Source organism: Rhodobacter capsulatus SB 1003 (assembly GCF_000021865.1).
Taxonomy (GTDB): domain Bacteria; phylum Pseudomonadota; class Alphaproteobacteria; order Rhodobacterales; family Rhodobacteraceae; genus Rhodobacter; species Rhodobacter capsulatus_B.
This window is the reverse complement of sequence record NC_014034.1, coordinates 1,789,463-1,806,025: the sequence shown is the minus strand read 5'-3', so window position 1 is coordinate 1,806,025 and position 16,563 is coordinate 1,789,463. Positions and strand designations below refer to the sequence as shown.

The following is a 16,563-nucleotide window of genomic DNA, read 5'->3' as shown; positions in this document are numbered from 1 at the left end:
TCAGAAAAGGCCGGGCAGGTAAAGCACGGCAAGGAAAGTGGCGCAAAGCGAGAGCGCCCCGATCATGTCTTGCGCCATCTCGGCGGTTTCACGGGCAACGAACGGGGTCGGACGGTTCTGCATCTCAGGTCTCCTTCCTGTTGCCATTTTGTTCTCATGTTCCGCGCGATGCGTCAAGAACATTTTAAGAACTCTTAACCGACCTCAATCAGCCGGATCGCCCGGTCCTGCTCGGTCAGCCACATCAGCATCCGCGCCGCCTGCCCGCGCGGGCTCTCCAGCGCCGGGTCCATCGCCAGAAGCACCCGCGCATCGCTTTGCGCCAGCGCCATCAGCCCGGCCTGCCGCTCCAGATCGGCGATGCGGAACCGCGGCAGGCCCGATTGCGCCGTGCCGATCACATCGCCCGCGCCGCGCATCGCAAGGTCTTCTTCCGCAATGCGAAATCCGTCCTCGCTGTCGCGCAGGATCGACAGCCGCCGCTCCCCCCCCTCGCTCAGCGGCGCCTGATAGAGCATCAGACAGGTCGATTTCGCCGCGCCCCGCCCGACCCGGCCACGCAGCTGATGCAGCTGCGCCAGACCGAAGGTCTCGGCCCGCTCGATCACCATGATCGAGGCATTGGGCACGTTCACCCCCACTTCGATCACCGTCGTCGCCACCAGAACCCGGGTCTTTCCCGCCACAAAATCCGCCATCGCGGCGTCCTTTTCGGCGGGCGGCAGCTGCCCATGCACCAGGCCCACGGTGCCCTCGCCCAGCACCATGCGCAGATGCGCGAAGCGCTCCTCGGCCGAGGCCAGATCGACCCGTTCGCTTTCCTCGACCAGCGGGCAAACCCAATAGGCCTGCCGCCCCTCGGCCACGGCACGCGCCAGATGCGCCACCACCTCGCCGATCCGCGCGGTCGAAATCAGCGCCGTCGTCACCGGCTGCCGTCCGGGCGGTTTTTCATCCAGAAGGCTCACATCCATGTCGCCATATTGCGCCAGCGCCAGCGAGCGCGGGATCGGCGTCGCCGTCATCACCAGCACATCGGCCATCTCGCCCTTGGCGCCCAGCTCCATCCTTTGCGCCACGCCAAAGCGGTGCTGCTCGTCGATGATGACCAGACGAAGATCTTGAAAAACAACGTCTTTCTGAAAGACCGCATGGGTGCCCAGCAAAATCTGGATCCGCCCCTCGAGCAGATCCGTCAGCTTGCGCGCCCGCTCCGCCCCCTTGTCACGGCCGGTCAGAACCTCCATCCGGACGCCTGCCGCCGCGGCCAATGTCCCCAGCCCCTCGAAATGCTGCCGCGCCAGAATTTCCGTCGGCGCCATCAGGACGCCCTGCCCGCCCGCTTCAACCGCAGTCAAAAGCGCCAGAAAAGCCACGAGCGTCTTGCCCGCGCCGACATCGCCCTGCAGCAAACGGTTCATCCGGCTGGGCGTCGCCATGTCGGCGGCGATCTCGCGACTGGCGCGCAGCTGCGCGCCGGTGGGCTGAAACGGAAGCGATTTCAGAACCTTGGCCGTCAAGGCCCCGGTGCCCTCGGTGATCCGTCCCTTCGGATGGCGGGCCTGACGACGGGCCAAAGCCAGGGTCATCTGATGCGCGAACAGCTCGTCATAGGCGAGACGCTGCCGCGCGGGGGCGGTGACCGCGGTCTCGGCCTGGGTTTGCGGCGCATGCGCCGCGCGCAGCGCCGCGGCCCAGTCGGGCCAGCCCTCGCGGGCCTTCAGCGCGGCATCGATCCATTCCGGCAGCTCGGGCAAACGGGTCAGCGCCCCCTCGGCCGCCTTCGCCATGACCCGCTGCGTCACCCCGGCCGTCAGCGGATAGACCGGCTCGAATCGCGGCAGTTTCTCGACCTCGTCCAGCGGCAGGACATGGTCGGGATGCACCATCTGCGCAAAGCCGTCGAACAGTTCGAGCCGCCCCGAGACCAGCCGCCGCCCGGCCTTGGGCAGCAATTTCTCCAGATAATCGCCGCGCGCGTGAAAGAAGACGAGGGCGAATTCCGCCCCCGCGCCGTCGCGCACCAGCACCCGCGAGGGGCCCGCGCGGTTGCGCGCCGCCATATGGGTCAGCACCTCGACCTCGACCGTCACCGTCAGCGGCGGCGTCACCTCGCGGATCGAGCTGACCGGACGGCGGTCGATCACCGCCTGCGGCAGCGTGAACAACACATCACGCGGGCGGGTAATACCAAGGTTTTCCATGGCCTTGGCCGTCTTCGCCCCGATCCCCGGCAAGGTCTCGATCGCGGCGAAAAGCGGGAAAAGCGCGGCCGGCCGGCCGCTCATGTCGCCCCGATGAGGCGGATCCAGGCCTCCTCGTCGATCACCCTGACGCCCAGATCCGCGGCCTTCTTCGCCTTCGATCCGGCGCCCGGACCGGCCACCAGAATGTCGGTCTTGGCCGAAACAGAGCCCGCGACCTTGGCGCCCAGCGCCTCGGCGCGCGCCTTCGCCTCGGCCCGGGTCATCCGTTCGAGCGTGCCGGTGAAGACGACGGTCAGACCGGCCACCGGGCTGTCACTTGCGCGCGGCACGGCGGGCTCGACGGTCAGATGCGTCACCAGCCGGTCGATCGCGTCGCGTTCGGCGCCGGGATGAAAGGCCGCGGTCACCGAGGCGGCCAAAGTCTCGCCGACGCCATCGATGCTGAGCAGCTCCTGCCATTCGGCCGAGCCGGGAACGGCGGCGCGCATCGCGGCTTCGAACCGCTCCCAGGTCAGGTAATGCGTGGCGAAAAGGGCGGCCGAGCTTTCGCCGACATGGCGGATGCCAAGCGCGAAGATCAGCCGGGCAAGCGGGATTTTGCGTTTCTCTTCAATCGCCTGAAACAGGTTTTGCGCGGATTTCTCGCCCCAGCCCTCGCGGTTCTTCAGCTGTTGCAGCCCGGCGCCGAAGCGCGCCTGAAGGGTGAAGATCTCGGCCGGTTCGCGGATCCAGCCATCCTTGTAAAAGGCCTCGACCTGTTTTGCCCCCAGCCCCTCGATGTCGAAAGCGGCGCGGGAGACGAAGTGTTTCAGCTTCTCCACCGCCTGCGCCGGGCAGATCAGGCCGCCGGTGCAACGGCGCACGGCATCGCCTTCCTCGCGCAGCGCCTCGGAGCCGCATTCCGGGCAAAGATGCGGAAAAACAAAGGGTTGCGCTGCGGGATCGCGGCGCGACAGATCGACATCGGCGACCTTGGGGATCACGTCACCGGCGCGATAGACCTGCACCCAGTCGCCCTCGCGGATGTCCTTGCCGTCGCGGATCACCTCGCCCTTCGAGGAGAGCCCGGCGATGTAATCCTCGTTGTGCAGCGTCGCATTCGAGACGACGACACCGCCGACGGTGACCGGGGCCAGCCGCGCCACGGGCGAGAGCGCCCCGGTGCGGCCGACCTGAATCTCGATCTTTTCCAGCCGCGTCCAGGCCAGTTCGGCCGGAAACTTATGCGCGATCGCCCAGCGGGGCGTGGTCGACCGAAAGCCGAGCCGCGCCTGCAGGGCAAGATCGTTGACCTTGTAGACGACGCCATCGATGTCATAGCCAAGCGTGGCCCGCTGCGCTTCGATCGCGCGGTAATGGGCAAGCATTTCGGCCGTATCGGCGCAAAGCCGGGTCAGCGGATTGGTCTGAAAGCCGAGCGCCTTGAGCCGCTCGATCGCGCCCAATTGCGTGTCCGAGAGCGGTTCGGACAGAACGCCCCAGGAATAGGCAAAGAATTTCAAGGGTCTGGAGGCGGTGATCCGGGCGTCGAGCTGGCGCACGGAGCCCGCGGCGGCATTGCGCGGATTGGCGAACGTCTTGTCGCCCCGCTCCGCCTGCCGCGCATTCAGCGCCGCAAAATCGGCATGGCTCATGTAGACCTCGCCGCGGACTTCCAGCACGGCAGGCGCCCCGGTCAGGCGCTGCGGAATGTCGGCAATGGTGCGGGCGTTTTCGGTGACATTCTCGCCCACTTCGCCATCGCCCCGCGTCGCGGCCTGCACCAGCAGCCCGTCTTCGTAGCGCAAGGACAGCGAGAGCCCGTCGATCTTCGGTTCCGCGGTGCAGGGCAAGGCACTCTCGGGGCCAAGCCCCAGATAGCTGCGCATCCGCCCGTCGAAATCCGCCACATCCGCATCCAGAAAGGCGTTTTCCAGACTGAGCATGCGAATCTCATGCGCGACCTTGCCGAATCCTTCGGCCACGGCAGCGCCAACCCGCATCGTCGGGCTGTCCGCCCGCGCCAGATCGGGAAACCGCGCCTCGATCGCCGCCAGACGCCGTTTCAGCGCATCATAGTCAGCATCGGAAATCTTGGGCGCATCAAGGGTGTGATAGGCATGATTCGCCGCCTCGATCCGGGCGACAAGCTCCGGCACCTCGGCCTCTGCCTCGGCGCGGGTCAGGCTGTCCAGGTCGGAAAACGGTGCTGCGCTCATCATGTCTTTCCTCCGGCTGTCCCATTTAGGGGCAGCCGCAAGGAGCGTCCAGAGAGAAGCGGAGACTCAGGCGCCCACGACCATGCGGCGGTCAAGGTCGCCCTGATCAGGGTCCCGCAGCACATAGCCCCGGCCCCAGACGGTCTCGATGTAATTCTCTCCGCCGGTGACTTCGGCCAGCTTCTTGCGCAGCTTGCAGATGAAGACGTCGATGATCTTCAGCTCGGGCTCGTCCATGCCGCCGTAAAGATGGTTGAGGAACATCTCCTTGGTCAGCGTCGTGCCCTTGCGCAGGCTGAGCAGCTCCAGCATCTGGTATTCCTTGCCGGTCAGATGCACCGGCTTGCCGCCCACTTCCACCGTCTTGGCGTCGAGGTTGACCGAGATCTTGCCGGTGCGGATGATCGACTGCGAATGCCCCTTCGAGCGGCGGATGATCGCATGGATCCGGGCCACCAGCTCTTCGCGATGGAAGGGCTTCGTCATGTAATCATCGGCGCCAAAGCCGAAGCCCTTGATCTTGTTCTCGGTGTCATCGGCACCGGTCAGGATCAGAATCGGCGTGTCGACACGAGCCAGACGCAACTGACGCAGCACCTCGAGCCCGTTCATGTCGGGAAGGTTCAGATCGAGAAGGATCAGGTCGTAATCGTAAAGCTTGGCAAGGTCGATGCCTTCTTCACCGAGGTCGGTGCAGTAGACGTTGAGGTTGGCATGGGTCAGCATCAGCTCGATGCTGCGAGAGGTCGTCGGGTCGTCCTCCACCAACAAAATCCGCATCCTGGGTTCTCCGCATTAATCCCTCGATCACGTTCGACCTTGTCACCAAATGGTTAACACGTAGTTACTGTCGCAGGATTCCGTTCATTTGCAACTTAAAGTTGTCGATATTTCTGGATCGCCGTCACTTTCAGCCCTGCGATGCCGTGTTTCTTGACCGCTTCCGCCCAGATATCGAATTCTTCCTCCGATAAGCCGTAACGTTCAAGTACTTCCGAGCGTCCGATCAGACCATGCGTCACCGCATGCACGATGATCGCCTTGCGCGACGCCACCCAACGACGCGTTTCTTTCGGCGGCAGATCGGCCCGGGTCAGAATCGTCCCGTCGGGCAGCGTAACTGCGCGCGGACCATCCACTTTTTTCAGATACATGGGCTCACCCCCCTCGTCTTCATGGGGGCAGAATGCGCCGAGGGCCTTAACGCTGGGTTTAGCCAAGGGTTGAGAGTAGTTCGCATTTTCCTATATTCCTGCGGGTCTGGTTAAAGGACTGTTGCGATGCCGAAAGATCTCCCCCTGAATTCGCTGGGCCTGCCGAAAGCGCCCGCCGACACCCGCGTGGTCGTCGCCATGTCGGGCGGCGTCGACAGCTCGGTGGTGGCCGCCATGCTGAAGGAGGAAGGTTACGATGTCATCGGCGTGACCTTGCAGCTTTATGACCATGGCGCGGCCCTGGCGAAAAAGGGCGCCTGCTGCGCGGGCCAGGACATCCACGATGCCCGCCGCGTCGCGGAAGCGATGAATTTCCCCCACTATGTCCTTGATTACGAAAACACTTTCCGCGAAGCCGTGATCGAGGAATTCGCCGATGCCTATCTCGCCGGGGCGACGCCCGTACCCTGCATCCGCTGCAATGAACGGGTGAAGTTCAAGGATCTGCTGGAAACCGCCCGCGATCTCGACGCCGATTGCATGGCGACCGGCCACTACATCCAGCGCAAGCTGGGCGCCCACGGGCCCGAGCTGCATTCGGCCGCCGATCCGATGCGCGACCAGAGCTATTTCCTGTTCTCGACCACGCCCGAGCAGCTTGCCTTCCTGCGATTCCCGCTGGGCCACCTGCCCTCGAAGGCGGAGACCCGCAAACTGGCCGCCAGATTCGGTCTGATCGTCGCCGACAAGCCCGACAGCCAGGATATCTGCTTCGTGCCGACGGAATTATGCGAGCGTCATCGAAAGCTGCGCCCCGGCGCCGCCGATCCGGGCGAGATCGTCGATCTTGCGGGCAAAGTGCTGGGCCATCACAAGGGCGTGATCCACTACACGATCGGGCAGCGCCGCGGCCTGGGCATCGGGGGCCTCGGCGATCATCCGCTTTACGTGGTGAAGCTTGATCCCGACACGCGCCGGGTGATCGTCGGCCCGAAAGAGGCGCTTGCCACGCGGCTTTTGCGGGTGGCCGAAATCAACTGGCTGGGCGACGAGCCGTTCGAAAGCCACCCGGAACGGGAGGTCTCGGTGCGGATCCGCTCCACCCGGGCGCCGCGTCCGGCGATCTTGCGGCCGCTCTCGGCCACCACGGCCGAGGTCGAGCTGATCGAGCCCGAAGAAGGCGTCAGCCCGGGTCAGGCCTGCGTCTTTTACGAAACCGAAGGCAGCCGGATCTTCGGCGGCGGCTGGATCGTCACGGCGTAGCGGCCGCGCCGCCCGATCCGGCGCCGAAAAGGAACTCTGAAAGCGCCTCGGTCGGGATCGGTTTTTGCAGCACGGCCCCCCCCAGCGCCCGGGCCTCGGCGCCCAGCGCCTCGCTGCGGTCGGCGGTGACGATCAGCGCCGAAACCGGCCCCAGCCGCGCCCGCAGGGCCGCCAGACAGTCCAGCCCGCTCATCCCCGCGCCCAGCTGATAGTCGATCAGACAGCGGTCGGGCACCAGCCCGGTCGCCGCGACCAGCGCCAGCGCCTCCTCGCCCGAGGGGACGTCGAACACGCTCACCCCCCATGTCTCCAGCAGCTGCACCATCGCCCGCGACAGCTCCGGGTCGTTCTCGACCAGCAGCACGACCAGCTCCGAAGCTTCGGCATCGCGGGCCAGCGGCACCGCCCGCCCCGGTTCGACGCGCGTGACCGGCCGCGCCGCCTGCGCCAGATCGAGCGAAAAGGTCGCGCCGCAGCCGGAGGCCGAGCGCAGCGAGAGCGGATGGCCCAAAAGCGCCGCCGCCCGTTCGACAATGGCCAGCCCCAGCCCCATCCCCTCGGAGGCCGAGGCATGGGCGTCGATGCGCTGGAATTCGCGAAAGATCAGCTCCTGATGCTCCTCGGCGATGCCCTGCCCCGAATCGCGCACCTCGACCCGCCAGAGCCCGCCGCGCCTGCGCGCCGCCACCAGCACCGAGCCCCGGGCGGTGTAGCGGATCGCATTCGAGATCAGGTTCTGCAGGATCCGGCGCAGATAGGCGCGGTCGGAAAACACCACCGCCTCGGTCGGGCGCACCCGCAGCCGCAACCCCTTGAGCGCCGCCGCCGGGGCGAATTCATCGGCCAGCTGCCGGAACACCGGGCCAAGCGGCACCGCCGCAGGGTCGATCGCCGCCCGCCCCGATTCGAGCCGGGAAATATCCAGCAGCGCCCCCAGAATCCCCTCGACCGACAAAAGCGCGTTCTGCGCCTTGTCGAGCGTGCGCCGCGCCGAGGCGGTCAGCGCGTCATCGCCGAGCGAGGCCAGATAAAGCTTCGCCGCCGAGAGCGGCTGCAACAGGTCATGGCTGGCCGCCGCCACGAATCGCGCCCGCGAGGCATTCGCCCGTTCCGCACTGGCCAGCGCATCCTCCAACTCGCAGGTGCGCTCGGTCACCCGCGCCTCCAGCGTCTCGTTCGCCCGGCTCAGCTCCGCCAGCGTCGAGCGGACCTCGGTGATGTCTTCCAGCGACACCACGAAACCGCCATCGGGCAATTCCTGCGCGAAGATCTCGTAGACCTGACCGCCGTCGCGGGTGACCTCGATCTGAAAGGTCTCGAGCCTGCGCGCGCGCCGCACCCAGTCGGACAATTGCCGCGCCGAATGGCCACCCGGAAAGATGAACTGGCCCCGCACCTGTTCCAAAAGCGCGTCGAAATGCATCCCCCGCCACAGCCGGTTGCGCGGCAGGGTCAGGAATTCCGCCAGCCGCTCGTTCCAGACCAGCAGATGCAGCCGCACGTCGAACAGACAGACGCCGATCTTCAGATGTTCGAGCGTCGGGCGCAGCACCGCCGCCTGATCGTCCAGCCGACGCCCGCGGGCCTCGCGTTCGCGGCGGATGAAATCGGTGACCTCGGTCTGCAGGATCACCGTCCCCCCCTCGCGGGTGCGATGTTCCGACACTTGCACCCAGCGATCCTCGCCCATCTGCTGGGTCAGGATGAAATGGTGCTGCTGATGCCGCATCAGCCGCATCCGCACCCAGTCGTTCCGCGTCATCCCGTCGGGCATGCCCAGATGGCGGGAATGGGCGGCGATCTCGACATAACGGGTGAAGGTCAGCCCCGGTTTCATCTGCGCGCGGATGTCGGGCAACAGCGCGTTGAAGCGCGAATTGCACATCACCAGCACGTCATTGGCATCAAAGAGCGCGAATCCCTCCTGCACCGTCTCGATCGCCGAGGCGAGGTTCGAGCGCGCCGCCTCGGTTTCGCGATGCGCCTCGGCCAGCCGCGCATTCGAGGCATTGAGCAGATCGAGCGCCCGTTCCAGATCGCGGGTGCGGTCGCGGACCTGTCCTCCAGCATGCCGGCCGGTTCGAACTGCACCCAGGCGGCCCCGCGTATCCTCGGGGGTTTCCTCGGCATGGCGGATCAGCGCGCCGACGATGGTCAGAAGCTTCTCGGTCTGCCGCTCGGGCGGATCGCGCGGATCGACCAGCGCCCGGGCCGTCCTGCAGGTCATCGGGGCTCATCTGCGGACCTCGGGCGGATAAAAGGCCAGCCCGGTCAGGGTCTGGTTCACATGCATCGCCCCCACCTGCTCGCCATAGGTCGACAGCCCCCAGACCCCGTGCTGCATCAGCAACTCGGAGATCTCGCGGCCCAGCTGACGCCCCTCGGCCTCCAGACGGCGAAAGAAACAGTCGAAGGCCAGGATCACCGAAGGACGCCCGCCCGCGCACAGACCGGCCATTTCCGCGCGCAGATGCGCCACCATGTCGACCGGCTCGGCCAGGGTCAGCACCAGCCCCTCGTCGATCGCGGCAAAGAAGGTCAGCCCGCCGTCGGGCTCCACCTGCTGGATCGAGCGCACATGATGCCGCCCGCCCGCCCGCACCAGAAGCGGATGCGCGGCGAAAAGGAAGGGCGTCAGCTGCTCGGGCAGCCGCCCCAGCGCGCGGGCATATTCCCGCGCCGCCGGTTCGTCGTTGATCCGCGCCACCAGCCTGCGCGAGGGATCGGCCCGCGTCACCACCATCCGCCGCGCGGTCGGGCGCTGATGGGCGAAACAGAAGGGCCGCAATTCCCAGGCCGAACGGATCAGCGTCAGCACCGCCGCATTCTCGCGCAGCTGGCCGCGGGCAAAGACCGGCGCCGTGCGGAACCGCGCCCCGTCCCCGGCCGAGCCGCCGACGACCGGCACCGCCCCCAGCCCGCCCGACAGCGCCGCGACCAGCGCATCCTCCTGTCCCGAAAGCCCGTCGATCAGCAGCACCGCCGCCTCGTGGGGCCAGTCCGGCGCGCGCCGCCCCAAGGCCTGCCGCGCCCGCAACAGATCGGAAATCAGCGCCCGCGGGTCCAGCGCATCCAGCGGCTCGATCAGCAGCTGCTCGACCTCGAACCCGGCCGCGGGCAGGGCAAAGGCGACGATCTGGCCGCTGTCATAGCCGCGCCCGGTGATCTCGCCCGAGGTGGAACAGCCGCAGACCCGGGCCGGGCCGAAAACCGCGGGGGCCGCGGCGGCCAGCGCCGCGAGATCGGCCTCGGGGCTGGCAAAGAGGAAGACCTGCGCGAAAGGCCCGGGGCCGAGCGCCCGCGCCAGACGCGGCAGCGGATCGGGCAGACCAACCGGGACCGCCGCGCGCGCGGGCACGGCGGCGGCCGGCCCCCGCCAAAGACCGCTGTCGGGGTGATCCATCGCAGCCTCCTCCTGCCGCTTTGGCATTTCAACTTCCGCGGGCATCCTACGGCTTGCGCCAGCCTTCCGGCAAGGGCGCATTGATCTGCGCCTCGCGCGCCAGAAGCACGGCCTGGGTGCGGGAATAGACGCCCAGCTTGCGCATGATCGCCGTCACATGCGCCTTGACCGTGGTTTCGGCAATCGACAGGTCATAGGCGATCTGCTTGTTCATCTTGCCCGCGCAGATCTGTTCCAGGATGTTCGCCTGTTGCCGGGTCAGCAGGCTGAGGCGGCGGATGGCCTCGTCCTGCGGGCTCATGCCGTCGCCGGTGGCGAGGCTGTCGCCCGTCGATTCCGGCACGAAGATTTCGCCGCGCGCGATGGCGGCAAAGGCGGCGCGAAACAATTCCCGGCGCGAATGTTTCGGCACGAAGCCCGCCGCCCCCGCCGAGATCGCGGCGCGGATCACCCGCGGATCATCGATCGAGGAGACCACCACGATCGGCATCTCTGGCGCCGCCTGACGCAGCCGCATCAGCCCGTCCAGCCCGTTCACATCGGGCAGGTTCAGATCCAGCACCAGCACGTCGGCCGGTGCCCCCTCGGCGCTTTCGACGCGGATCAGCGCGGTTTCCAGACTGTCGGCGCTGGCGATCTCCTCGATCCCGGCCACCGCCTGCAGCGTCATCGCCAGCGCGTCGCAAAACAGCGGGTGGTCATCGACGATCAGCGCCGAGCGGAAATCGGTGCGCGGGCTGGCGGCGGCGGCGGGTTCCGGGGTCATCGGGCCTGTCCTGTCTCTCTCCGCCCTTTGGGCGATAAGTGTCTTTGCACCCTAACAATCATAGCGCCGCCCCCGTATTGTCCAATGGTCGCATTGGCCCGGCATGGCAAAGGGCGCCCGGGATACCCCGGACGCCCCCTTTCGATCAGCCCCCCCTCAGTTGACCGAGGCAAGCTGCTTGGGCAGCCGGAAGGTCCAGACCGTGCCGCCCTGGTTCAGATAGTTGACGCGCTTGGCCACTTCGCCGCCCCAAAGCGGCACCGCGCCGCCCCAGCCCGAGATGATCGAGACATATTGCTCGCCGTCCTGTTCCCAGGTGATCGGCTGGCCGACGATGCCCGAGCCGGTCTGGAACGACCACAGCTTTTCGCCGGTTTCCGCGTCCAGCGCCATGAACTCGCCCTCGGGGTTGCCGGTGAAGACCAGCTTGCCCGCGGTGGTCATCACGCCCCCCCACAGCGGCGCGTCGTTCTTGTATTCCCATTTCACCGCGCCCGTATTCGGATCGATCGCCTTGAGCGAGCCGATGTAATCCTCGAAGAGCGGCTTGATCGTGAAGCCCGCGCCCAGGTAAGCCGCGCCCTTCTTGTAATTGATCGGCTCGTTCCAGATATCCATCCCCCATTCGTTCGAGGGGACATAGAAGAGCCCCGTGGTCTGGCTGTAGGCCATCGGCATCCAGTTCTTGCCGCCCAGGAACGAGGGCACGGCAAAGATCTGCTGGCCCTTGGCCGCTTCGGCCGCGGCATCGGGGGCACCGGGGCGGTTCTCCTCGTTGTAGATCGGACGGCCGGTTTCATCGATGCCCTTGGCCCAGGTGATGTTCTTCACGAAGGGCCAGGCGTTGACGAATTTGCCGTCCGCGCGGTTGAGCACATAAAAGAAACCGTTGCGGTCGGCGGTGGCAAAGCGCTTGTTGCCGTCCTTGTCGACAAAGCCCACCACCTCGTTCACGCCGTCGAAATCCCAGCCCTCGCGCGGGGTGGTCTGGAAGTGCCACTTGATCTCGCCCGTCGCCGGGTCGATCCCCACGCGCGAGGCGGCGTAAAGGTTGTCGCCCTTGTTACCCTCGGTGGGCGTGCCCGCGTTGCGCAGATGGCTGTTCCAGGGCGCCGGGTTGCCCGCGCCGAAGACCAGCGTGTCGGTCTCGGCATCATAGCTGCCGCCAAGCCAGGTGGCGCCGCCGCCGGTCTTCCACAGATCGCCCGGCCAGGTCGCGTTCAGCGTGCCCGTCATCGTCGAGGGCTTGCCGTTCAGCGTGCCCATGTGGCCCTCGATCATCGGCCGGGTCCAGACCAGCTCGCCCGTCTCCGCATTGCGCGCCTGCACCTCGCCGACGATGCCGAATTCGCCGCCCGAATTGCCGGTGATGACGAGCCCGTTCACGATCAGCGGCGCGGCGGTGTAGGAATAGCCTTCCTTGTAATCGGCGATCTTCTTGTTCCATTTCACATCGCCGGTCTTGCGGTCGAGCGCGACGATGCGGGCATCAAGGGTGCCGAAATAGACATTGTCGCCATAGATCGCCGCGCCGCGGTTGATCACGTCGCAGCAGGGCAGGATGCCCTCGGGCAGGCGGGCGTCATATTGCCAAATCTCCTTGCCGGTGTGGATGTCGATCGCGTAAAGCCGCGAATAGGAGCCGGTGATGTACATGACGCCGTCATAGACGATCGGCTGGCTTTCCTGGCCGCGCTGCTTCTCGCCGCCCAGGCTGAAGGCCCAGGCGGGCATCAGGTTCTTGACGTTGTCGCGGTTGAGCGTGGCAAGCGGGCTGAACCGCTGCAGATCGCGCCCCATCCCGTTCGTCACCACGTCGCCCGCGGTCTGCTGGTCGTTGCGCAGATCCTCCTCGGTCACGCCGCCCGCCTGCGCGGTGCCGAAACATGTCAGGGCCACCACCGCGGCCAGAACGAAACGGTTCATTTTCTTCTCCTCCCTGTTGTCCGATCACGCCCCGCACCGGTCTGATCACGACTTTGCGAAGTATCGGCGGGGGCGGCGGCGGCGGGTATTGTCCATTGGTCTTAGGCGGCCCGTGGCGGCCGGTGGGCCGAGGCCATCGCCGAGGCCTGCGGGACATTTGCGCCCCGGGACCCCCGAGGGCCCAAAGGCCCTCGGGCAGCGCCCGCCCCGCCCATGGCGGGCGCTTCTCGCCCGCCGGGCCGGGCGCTGCCCTCTGTCGCGCCTGTGGAAACGGCCTTGTCACCGCCGCTGCGGCACGGGCGGGGAAAGGCGGTGCCTTTCCGGATCCGCCCGAAACGGGGCCGAACCAAAGCCGTCTCAGGGCTGCAGGCTGGCCAGATATTCGACGATGAAATCCTGCACCGTCGGATCGGTGATGCCGACATGGCGCATCTTCGTGCCGGGCACGAGCTGGTCATTCGCCTCGATCCAGGCGCGGATCGCGCCCTTGGTCCAGACGAAGCCCGACGCCGCCAGCGCCTTCGAATAGGGATAGCCCGGGAACGACCCGGCGCGGCGCCCGACGACGCCCTCGAGCAGCGGGCCGTAACTTTTCCTGTCGGCATCGACCGAATGGCAGCGGTGGCAGTTGGCGTCAAAGAATTGCCGCCCGGCATCGATCTTGATGCGCTGGGTCGGGTCCGCCTGCGCGCCAGAGGCAAGGGCCGCGGCCAGCACGGCGGCAAGGATGAAACGTTTTCTCATGGCCAACTCTCCTGATCATTCGGCGCCAGTCTATTCCGCTTGCCGCACCCTCGGTTGATCCGCATCAAACGCGCCATTGGACTTTGGTCGCAGGGAAGGCCGAAACCGGCCCCTCAACCCTGCGGCATGTACCGCGCCTCGTCGGCATCGGGGGTGACTTCGCGCCAATCATAGCCCGCGCGCTGCAGCCGCTGCGCATCGCCCAGACCCGCCGCGGCGGCCCGGTCGACGAACTGCCGCCCCGCCTCGGGGTCGCGGGCGGTGCCGCGCCCGCGCAAAAGATCCAGACCGCGGTTGAACAGCCCGACCGGATCGCCCGCCGCGGCGGCCCGCCGGTTCCATTCGGCCGCCGCCGCCGGATCCTCGGGACCGCCCAGCCCGTTGTCGTCGAGCTGGCTCATCCAGGTCATCGCCCCGGTCCAGCCGCGCTCGGCGCAAAGCCCGAAGACCGCACGCGCGCCCGCATGATCGCCCGATTTCGTCAGGAAATAACCGCTCGCGCAGTGGGTCATCGAGGTCTCCCCCCGTTCGACATCGCGCAGCACCCGCTCGAGGCTCATCTCGGGCGGGTTCAGATCGCCCTGCGTCCCCTCCTGCGCCGCCGCGGGCAGGCCAAGGACAGACAGAAGCGCCAGCGAAAGGGCAGATTTGCGCATGCGACACCTCCGAACCGGACATCAGGCTAACACGCCCCCGCGCCCCCTGCCCTAGACCTTGGTCGTATTGCATCGGCGCGGCGGCGCGGGCGAGCCTGCCCGGGGGGAGAGACCAGGATGCACAAGGCTTTTTTGACAGCGATGGCGCTCATGGTCGGCGGTCCGGCCGCGGCCGAGACGGTGCGTCTTGACTGGCTTCAGCATCAGGTGACGCCGCCGGTGGTGCTGTCGAACCTTGCGGGCGATCCGGCCGATCTGGGCCTTGCGGGGGCGCGGCTCAGCCTCGCCGATATCGCGACGACGGGGAAATTCCTCAAGATCGACTGGGCGTTGCACGAAACCGTCGTGCCCCCCGAGGCAGACTTTCTCGCCGCCGCGCAACGCCTTCTGGCCGCGGGCGCCCGGGTGCTGATCGTGCGCGCCCCGGCCGCCGATCTGCTGGCGCTGGCCGATCTACCCGAGGCACAAGGGGCGCTGATCTTCAACACCGCCGCGCCCGAGCCGCGGCTGCGCGCCGAAGACTGCCGGGCGAACGTGCTGCACACGCTGCCCTCGACCGCGATGCGCACCGATGCGCTGGCGCAGCAATTGCGGGCGAAACGCTGGGAAAGCCTTGCGCTGATCACCGGCCCGCAGCCCGAGGACCGCGCCTTTGCCGCGGCGCTGAAAGCCAGCCTGACGAAATTCGGCCTCTCGCTTGCGGGGGAAAAGGACTGGCCGCTGAGCGCCGACATGCGCCGGTCCGGCGCGGCCGAGGTGCCGCTTTTCACCCAGGACCTGCCCGAACATGACCTGCTGCTCGTGGCCGATGAACGCGGCGATTTCGCCCGTTACATCCCCTTCAACACCTGGTTGCCGCGCCCGGTCGCGGGCTCCGAAGGGCTGACCGCGAAAGGCTGGACCGAGGTGGTCGAAGATTACGGCGCGGCGCAGCTGCAGCTGCGGTTTCGCAGCGCCGCCAGCCGCCCGATGCAGGACGCCGATTTCGCCGCCTGGGCCGCCATCGCCGCGATTTCCGACGCGCGCACCCGCACGGGCACGGCCGATCCCGCGGCCCTGCGCAGCTTCCTGCTTTCGGACAAGGCGCGGATCGCGGCATTCCTCGGCCAGCCGGTCAGCTTCCGCCCCTGGGACGGGCAGATGCGCCAGCCGATGCCGCTTGTGACCGAACGCGCCGTGGTGGCGATGGCCCCGCTCGAAGGCTTCCTGCACCAGACGAACGAGCTTGACACATTGGGCACCGACCGCCCCGAAACCCTTTGCACCGCCTTCGGAGCCAGACCATGATCCGCGCCCTTTTGCTGACGACCCTGCTCGCCACGCCCGCGATGGCCGATGAAATCTGGGTGACGAACGAATCCGACGACACGGTCAGCGTGATCGACGTCGCGACGCTGGCGGTCAAGGCCACCTATCCCACCGGCGAACGGCCGCGCGGCATCACCTTTTCGCGCGATTTCAAGCGGCTTTACATCTGCGCCTCGGACAGCGACGCGGTGCAGGTGATAGACCCGGAGACGGGGGCGATCCTGCATGACCTGCCCTCGGGCGAGGATCCCGAGCAATTCGTCCTCGCCCCCGATGACCGGCTTCTCTACATCGCGAACGAGGATGACGCGATCACCACCGTCGTCGATACGCAAAGCCGGTCGGTGGTGGCGCAGATCGATGTCGGCGTCGAGCCCGAGGGGATGGGGATTTCCCCCGATGGCAAGCTGCAGGTGACGACCTCGGAAACCACCAACATGGCGCATTGGATCGACACGGCGACGCATCGGATCGTCGCGAACACGCTGGTCGACAGCCGCCCGCGGCATGCGGAATTTTCGCCCGATGGCGCGGAACTTTGGGTCAGTTCCGAAATCGGCGGTACGGTGACGGTGTTCGACACCGCGACACAGACCGAGAAGGGCAAGATTTCCTTTGCCATTCCGGGCGTGCGGGCAGAAAAGCTGCAACCCGTGGGGATGAGGTTCTCGCCCGATGCCGCCCGGGTTTTCGTGGCGCTGGGCCCCGCCAATCATCTGGCCGTCGTCGATGCGAAGACCCTTCAGGTCGAGCGCTACATCATGGTCGGCCGCCGCGTCTGGCACATGGCGATCTCGCCCGATCAGACCCGGCTTTTCACCACGAACGGCGTCTCGGGCGATGTGACGGTGATCGACCTCGCCACGCTCGAGCCGCTTGCCACGATCAAGGTCGGCCGCTTCCCCTGGGGCGCCGCCGCCCGCCCCACCCCGAACTAG

Annotated in this window: 14 protein-coding genes; 3 read left to right on the top strand and 11 right to left on the bottom strand. The window is 67.0% G+C overall.

The annotated features are described in order from the left end of the window. From RCAP_RS20045 to sciP, 5 genes are all read right to left on the bottom strand, one after another. Nucleotides 1–123 (bottom strand): hypothetical protein, encoded by a 123-nt coding sequence (locus RCAP_RS20045; protein WP_013067390.1) that lies wholly within the window; start codon nucleotides 121–123, stop codon nucleotides 1–3. Between the two features lie 71 nt (nucleotides 124–194). Further along, nucleotides 195–2,288 (bottom strand): ATP-dependent DNA helicase RecG, encoded by a 2,094-nt coding sequence (gene recG / locus RCAP_RS08255; RefSeq protein ID WP_013067389.1) that lies wholly within the window; start codon nucleotides 2,286–2,288, stop codon nucleotides 195–197. Continuing rightward, entirely contained in the window at nucleotides 2,285–4,408 is a 2,124-nt protein-coding gene (gene ligA, locus RCAP_RS08250; RefSeq protein WP_013067388.1) for an NAD-dependent DNA ligase LigA, read from the bottom strand. The genes recG and ligA overlap by 4 nt, the downstream gene beginning before the upstream one ends. 63 nt (nucleotides 4,409–4,471) lie before the next feature. Next, the gene (ctrA, locus tag RCAP_RS08245; RefSeq protein WP_013067387.1) at nucleotides 4,472–5,185 is read right to left on the bottom strand and encodes a response regulator transcription factor CtrA; all 714 of its coding nucleotides are present in this window, start codon (nucleotides 5,183–5,185) and stop codon (nucleotides 4,472–4,474) included. A gap of 95 nt (nucleotides 5,186–5,280) precedes the next feature. Further along, a complete protein-coding gene (sciP, locus tag RCAP_RS08240) occupies nucleotides 5,281–5,559 on the bottom strand; it encodes a CtrA inhibitor SciP (protein WP_013067386.1) in 279 nt (92 codons plus the stop codon). A gap of 126 nt (nucleotides 5,560–5,685) precedes the next feature. Here sciP and mnmA point away from each other — a divergent pair, with 126 nt between their 5' ends. Further along, nucleotides 5,686–6,822, top strand: a complete 1,137-nt coding sequence (gene mnmA, locus RCAP_RS08235) for a tRNA 2-thiouridine(34) synthase MnmA (protein WP_044033654.1) — start codon at nucleotides 5,686–5,688, stop codon at nucleotides 6,820–6,822. On the opposite strand, the gene RCAP_RS08230 is transcribed toward mnmA, so the two are convergent. From RCAP_RS08230 to RCAP_RS08205, 6 genes are all read right to left on the bottom strand, one after another. Beyond that, entirely contained in the window at nucleotides 6,812–9,049 is a 2,238-nt protein-coding gene (locus tag RCAP_RS08230) for a hybrid sensor histidine kinase/response regulator (protein WP_013067384.1), read from the bottom strand. The genes mnmA and RCAP_RS08230 overlap by 11 nt on opposite strands. A gap of 6 nt (nucleotides 9,050–9,055) precedes the next feature. Continuing rightward, entirely contained in the window at nucleotides 9,056–10,252 is a 1,197-nt protein-coding gene (locus tag RCAP_RS08225) for an FIST N-terminal domain-containing protein (protein ID WP_238530234.1), read from the bottom strand. Nucleotides 10,253–10,271: 19 nt separating this feature from the next. Then, the gene (locus RCAP_RS08220; RefSeq protein WP_013067382.1) at nucleotides 10,272–10,991 is read right to left on the bottom strand and encodes a response regulator; all 720 of its coding nucleotides are present in this window, start codon (nucleotides 10,989–10,991) and stop codon (nucleotides 10,272–10,274) included. Nucleotides 10,992–11,147: 156 nt separating this feature from the next. Then, complete coding sequence (locus RCAP_RS08215) at nucleotides 11,148–12,917, bottom strand: PQQ-dependent methanol/ethanol family dehydrogenase (protein ID WP_013067381.1); 1,770 nt, start codon at nucleotides 12,915–12,917, stop codon at nucleotides 11,148–11,150. Between the two features lie 357 nt (nucleotides 12,918–13,274). After that, entirely contained in the window at nucleotides 13,275–13,661 is a 387-nt protein-coding gene (locus tag RCAP_RS08210) for a c-type cytochrome (protein WP_013067380.1), read from the bottom strand. A gap of 113 nt (nucleotides 13,662–13,774) precedes the next feature. Continuing rightward, nucleotides 13,775–14,317, bottom strand: coding sequence for a tetratricopeptide repeat protein (locus RCAP_RS08205; RefSeq protein ID WP_013067379.1), 543 nt, complete (start codon nucleotides 14,315–14,317; stop codon nucleotides 13,775–13,777). 141 nt (nucleotides 14,318–14,458) lie between these two features. On the opposite strand from RCAP_RS08205, the gene RCAP_RS08200 reads away from it, so the two are divergent. Further along, nucleotides 14,459–15,604: an ABC transporter substrate-binding protein gene (locus RCAP_RS08200; protein ID WP_238530233.1), complete on the top strand. Its 1,146-nt coding sequence runs from the start codon at nucleotides 14,459–14,461 to the stop codon at nucleotides 15,602–15,604. Beyond that, on the top strand, nucleotides 15,601–16,563 hold the full coding sequence (locus RCAP_RS08195; RefSeq protein WP_013067377.1) for a YVTN family beta-propeller repeat protein: 963 nt from the start codon (nucleotides 15,601–15,603) through the stop codon (nucleotides 16,561–16,563). Before RCAP_RS08200 ends, RCAP_RS08195 begins: the two co-directional genes overlap by 4 nt.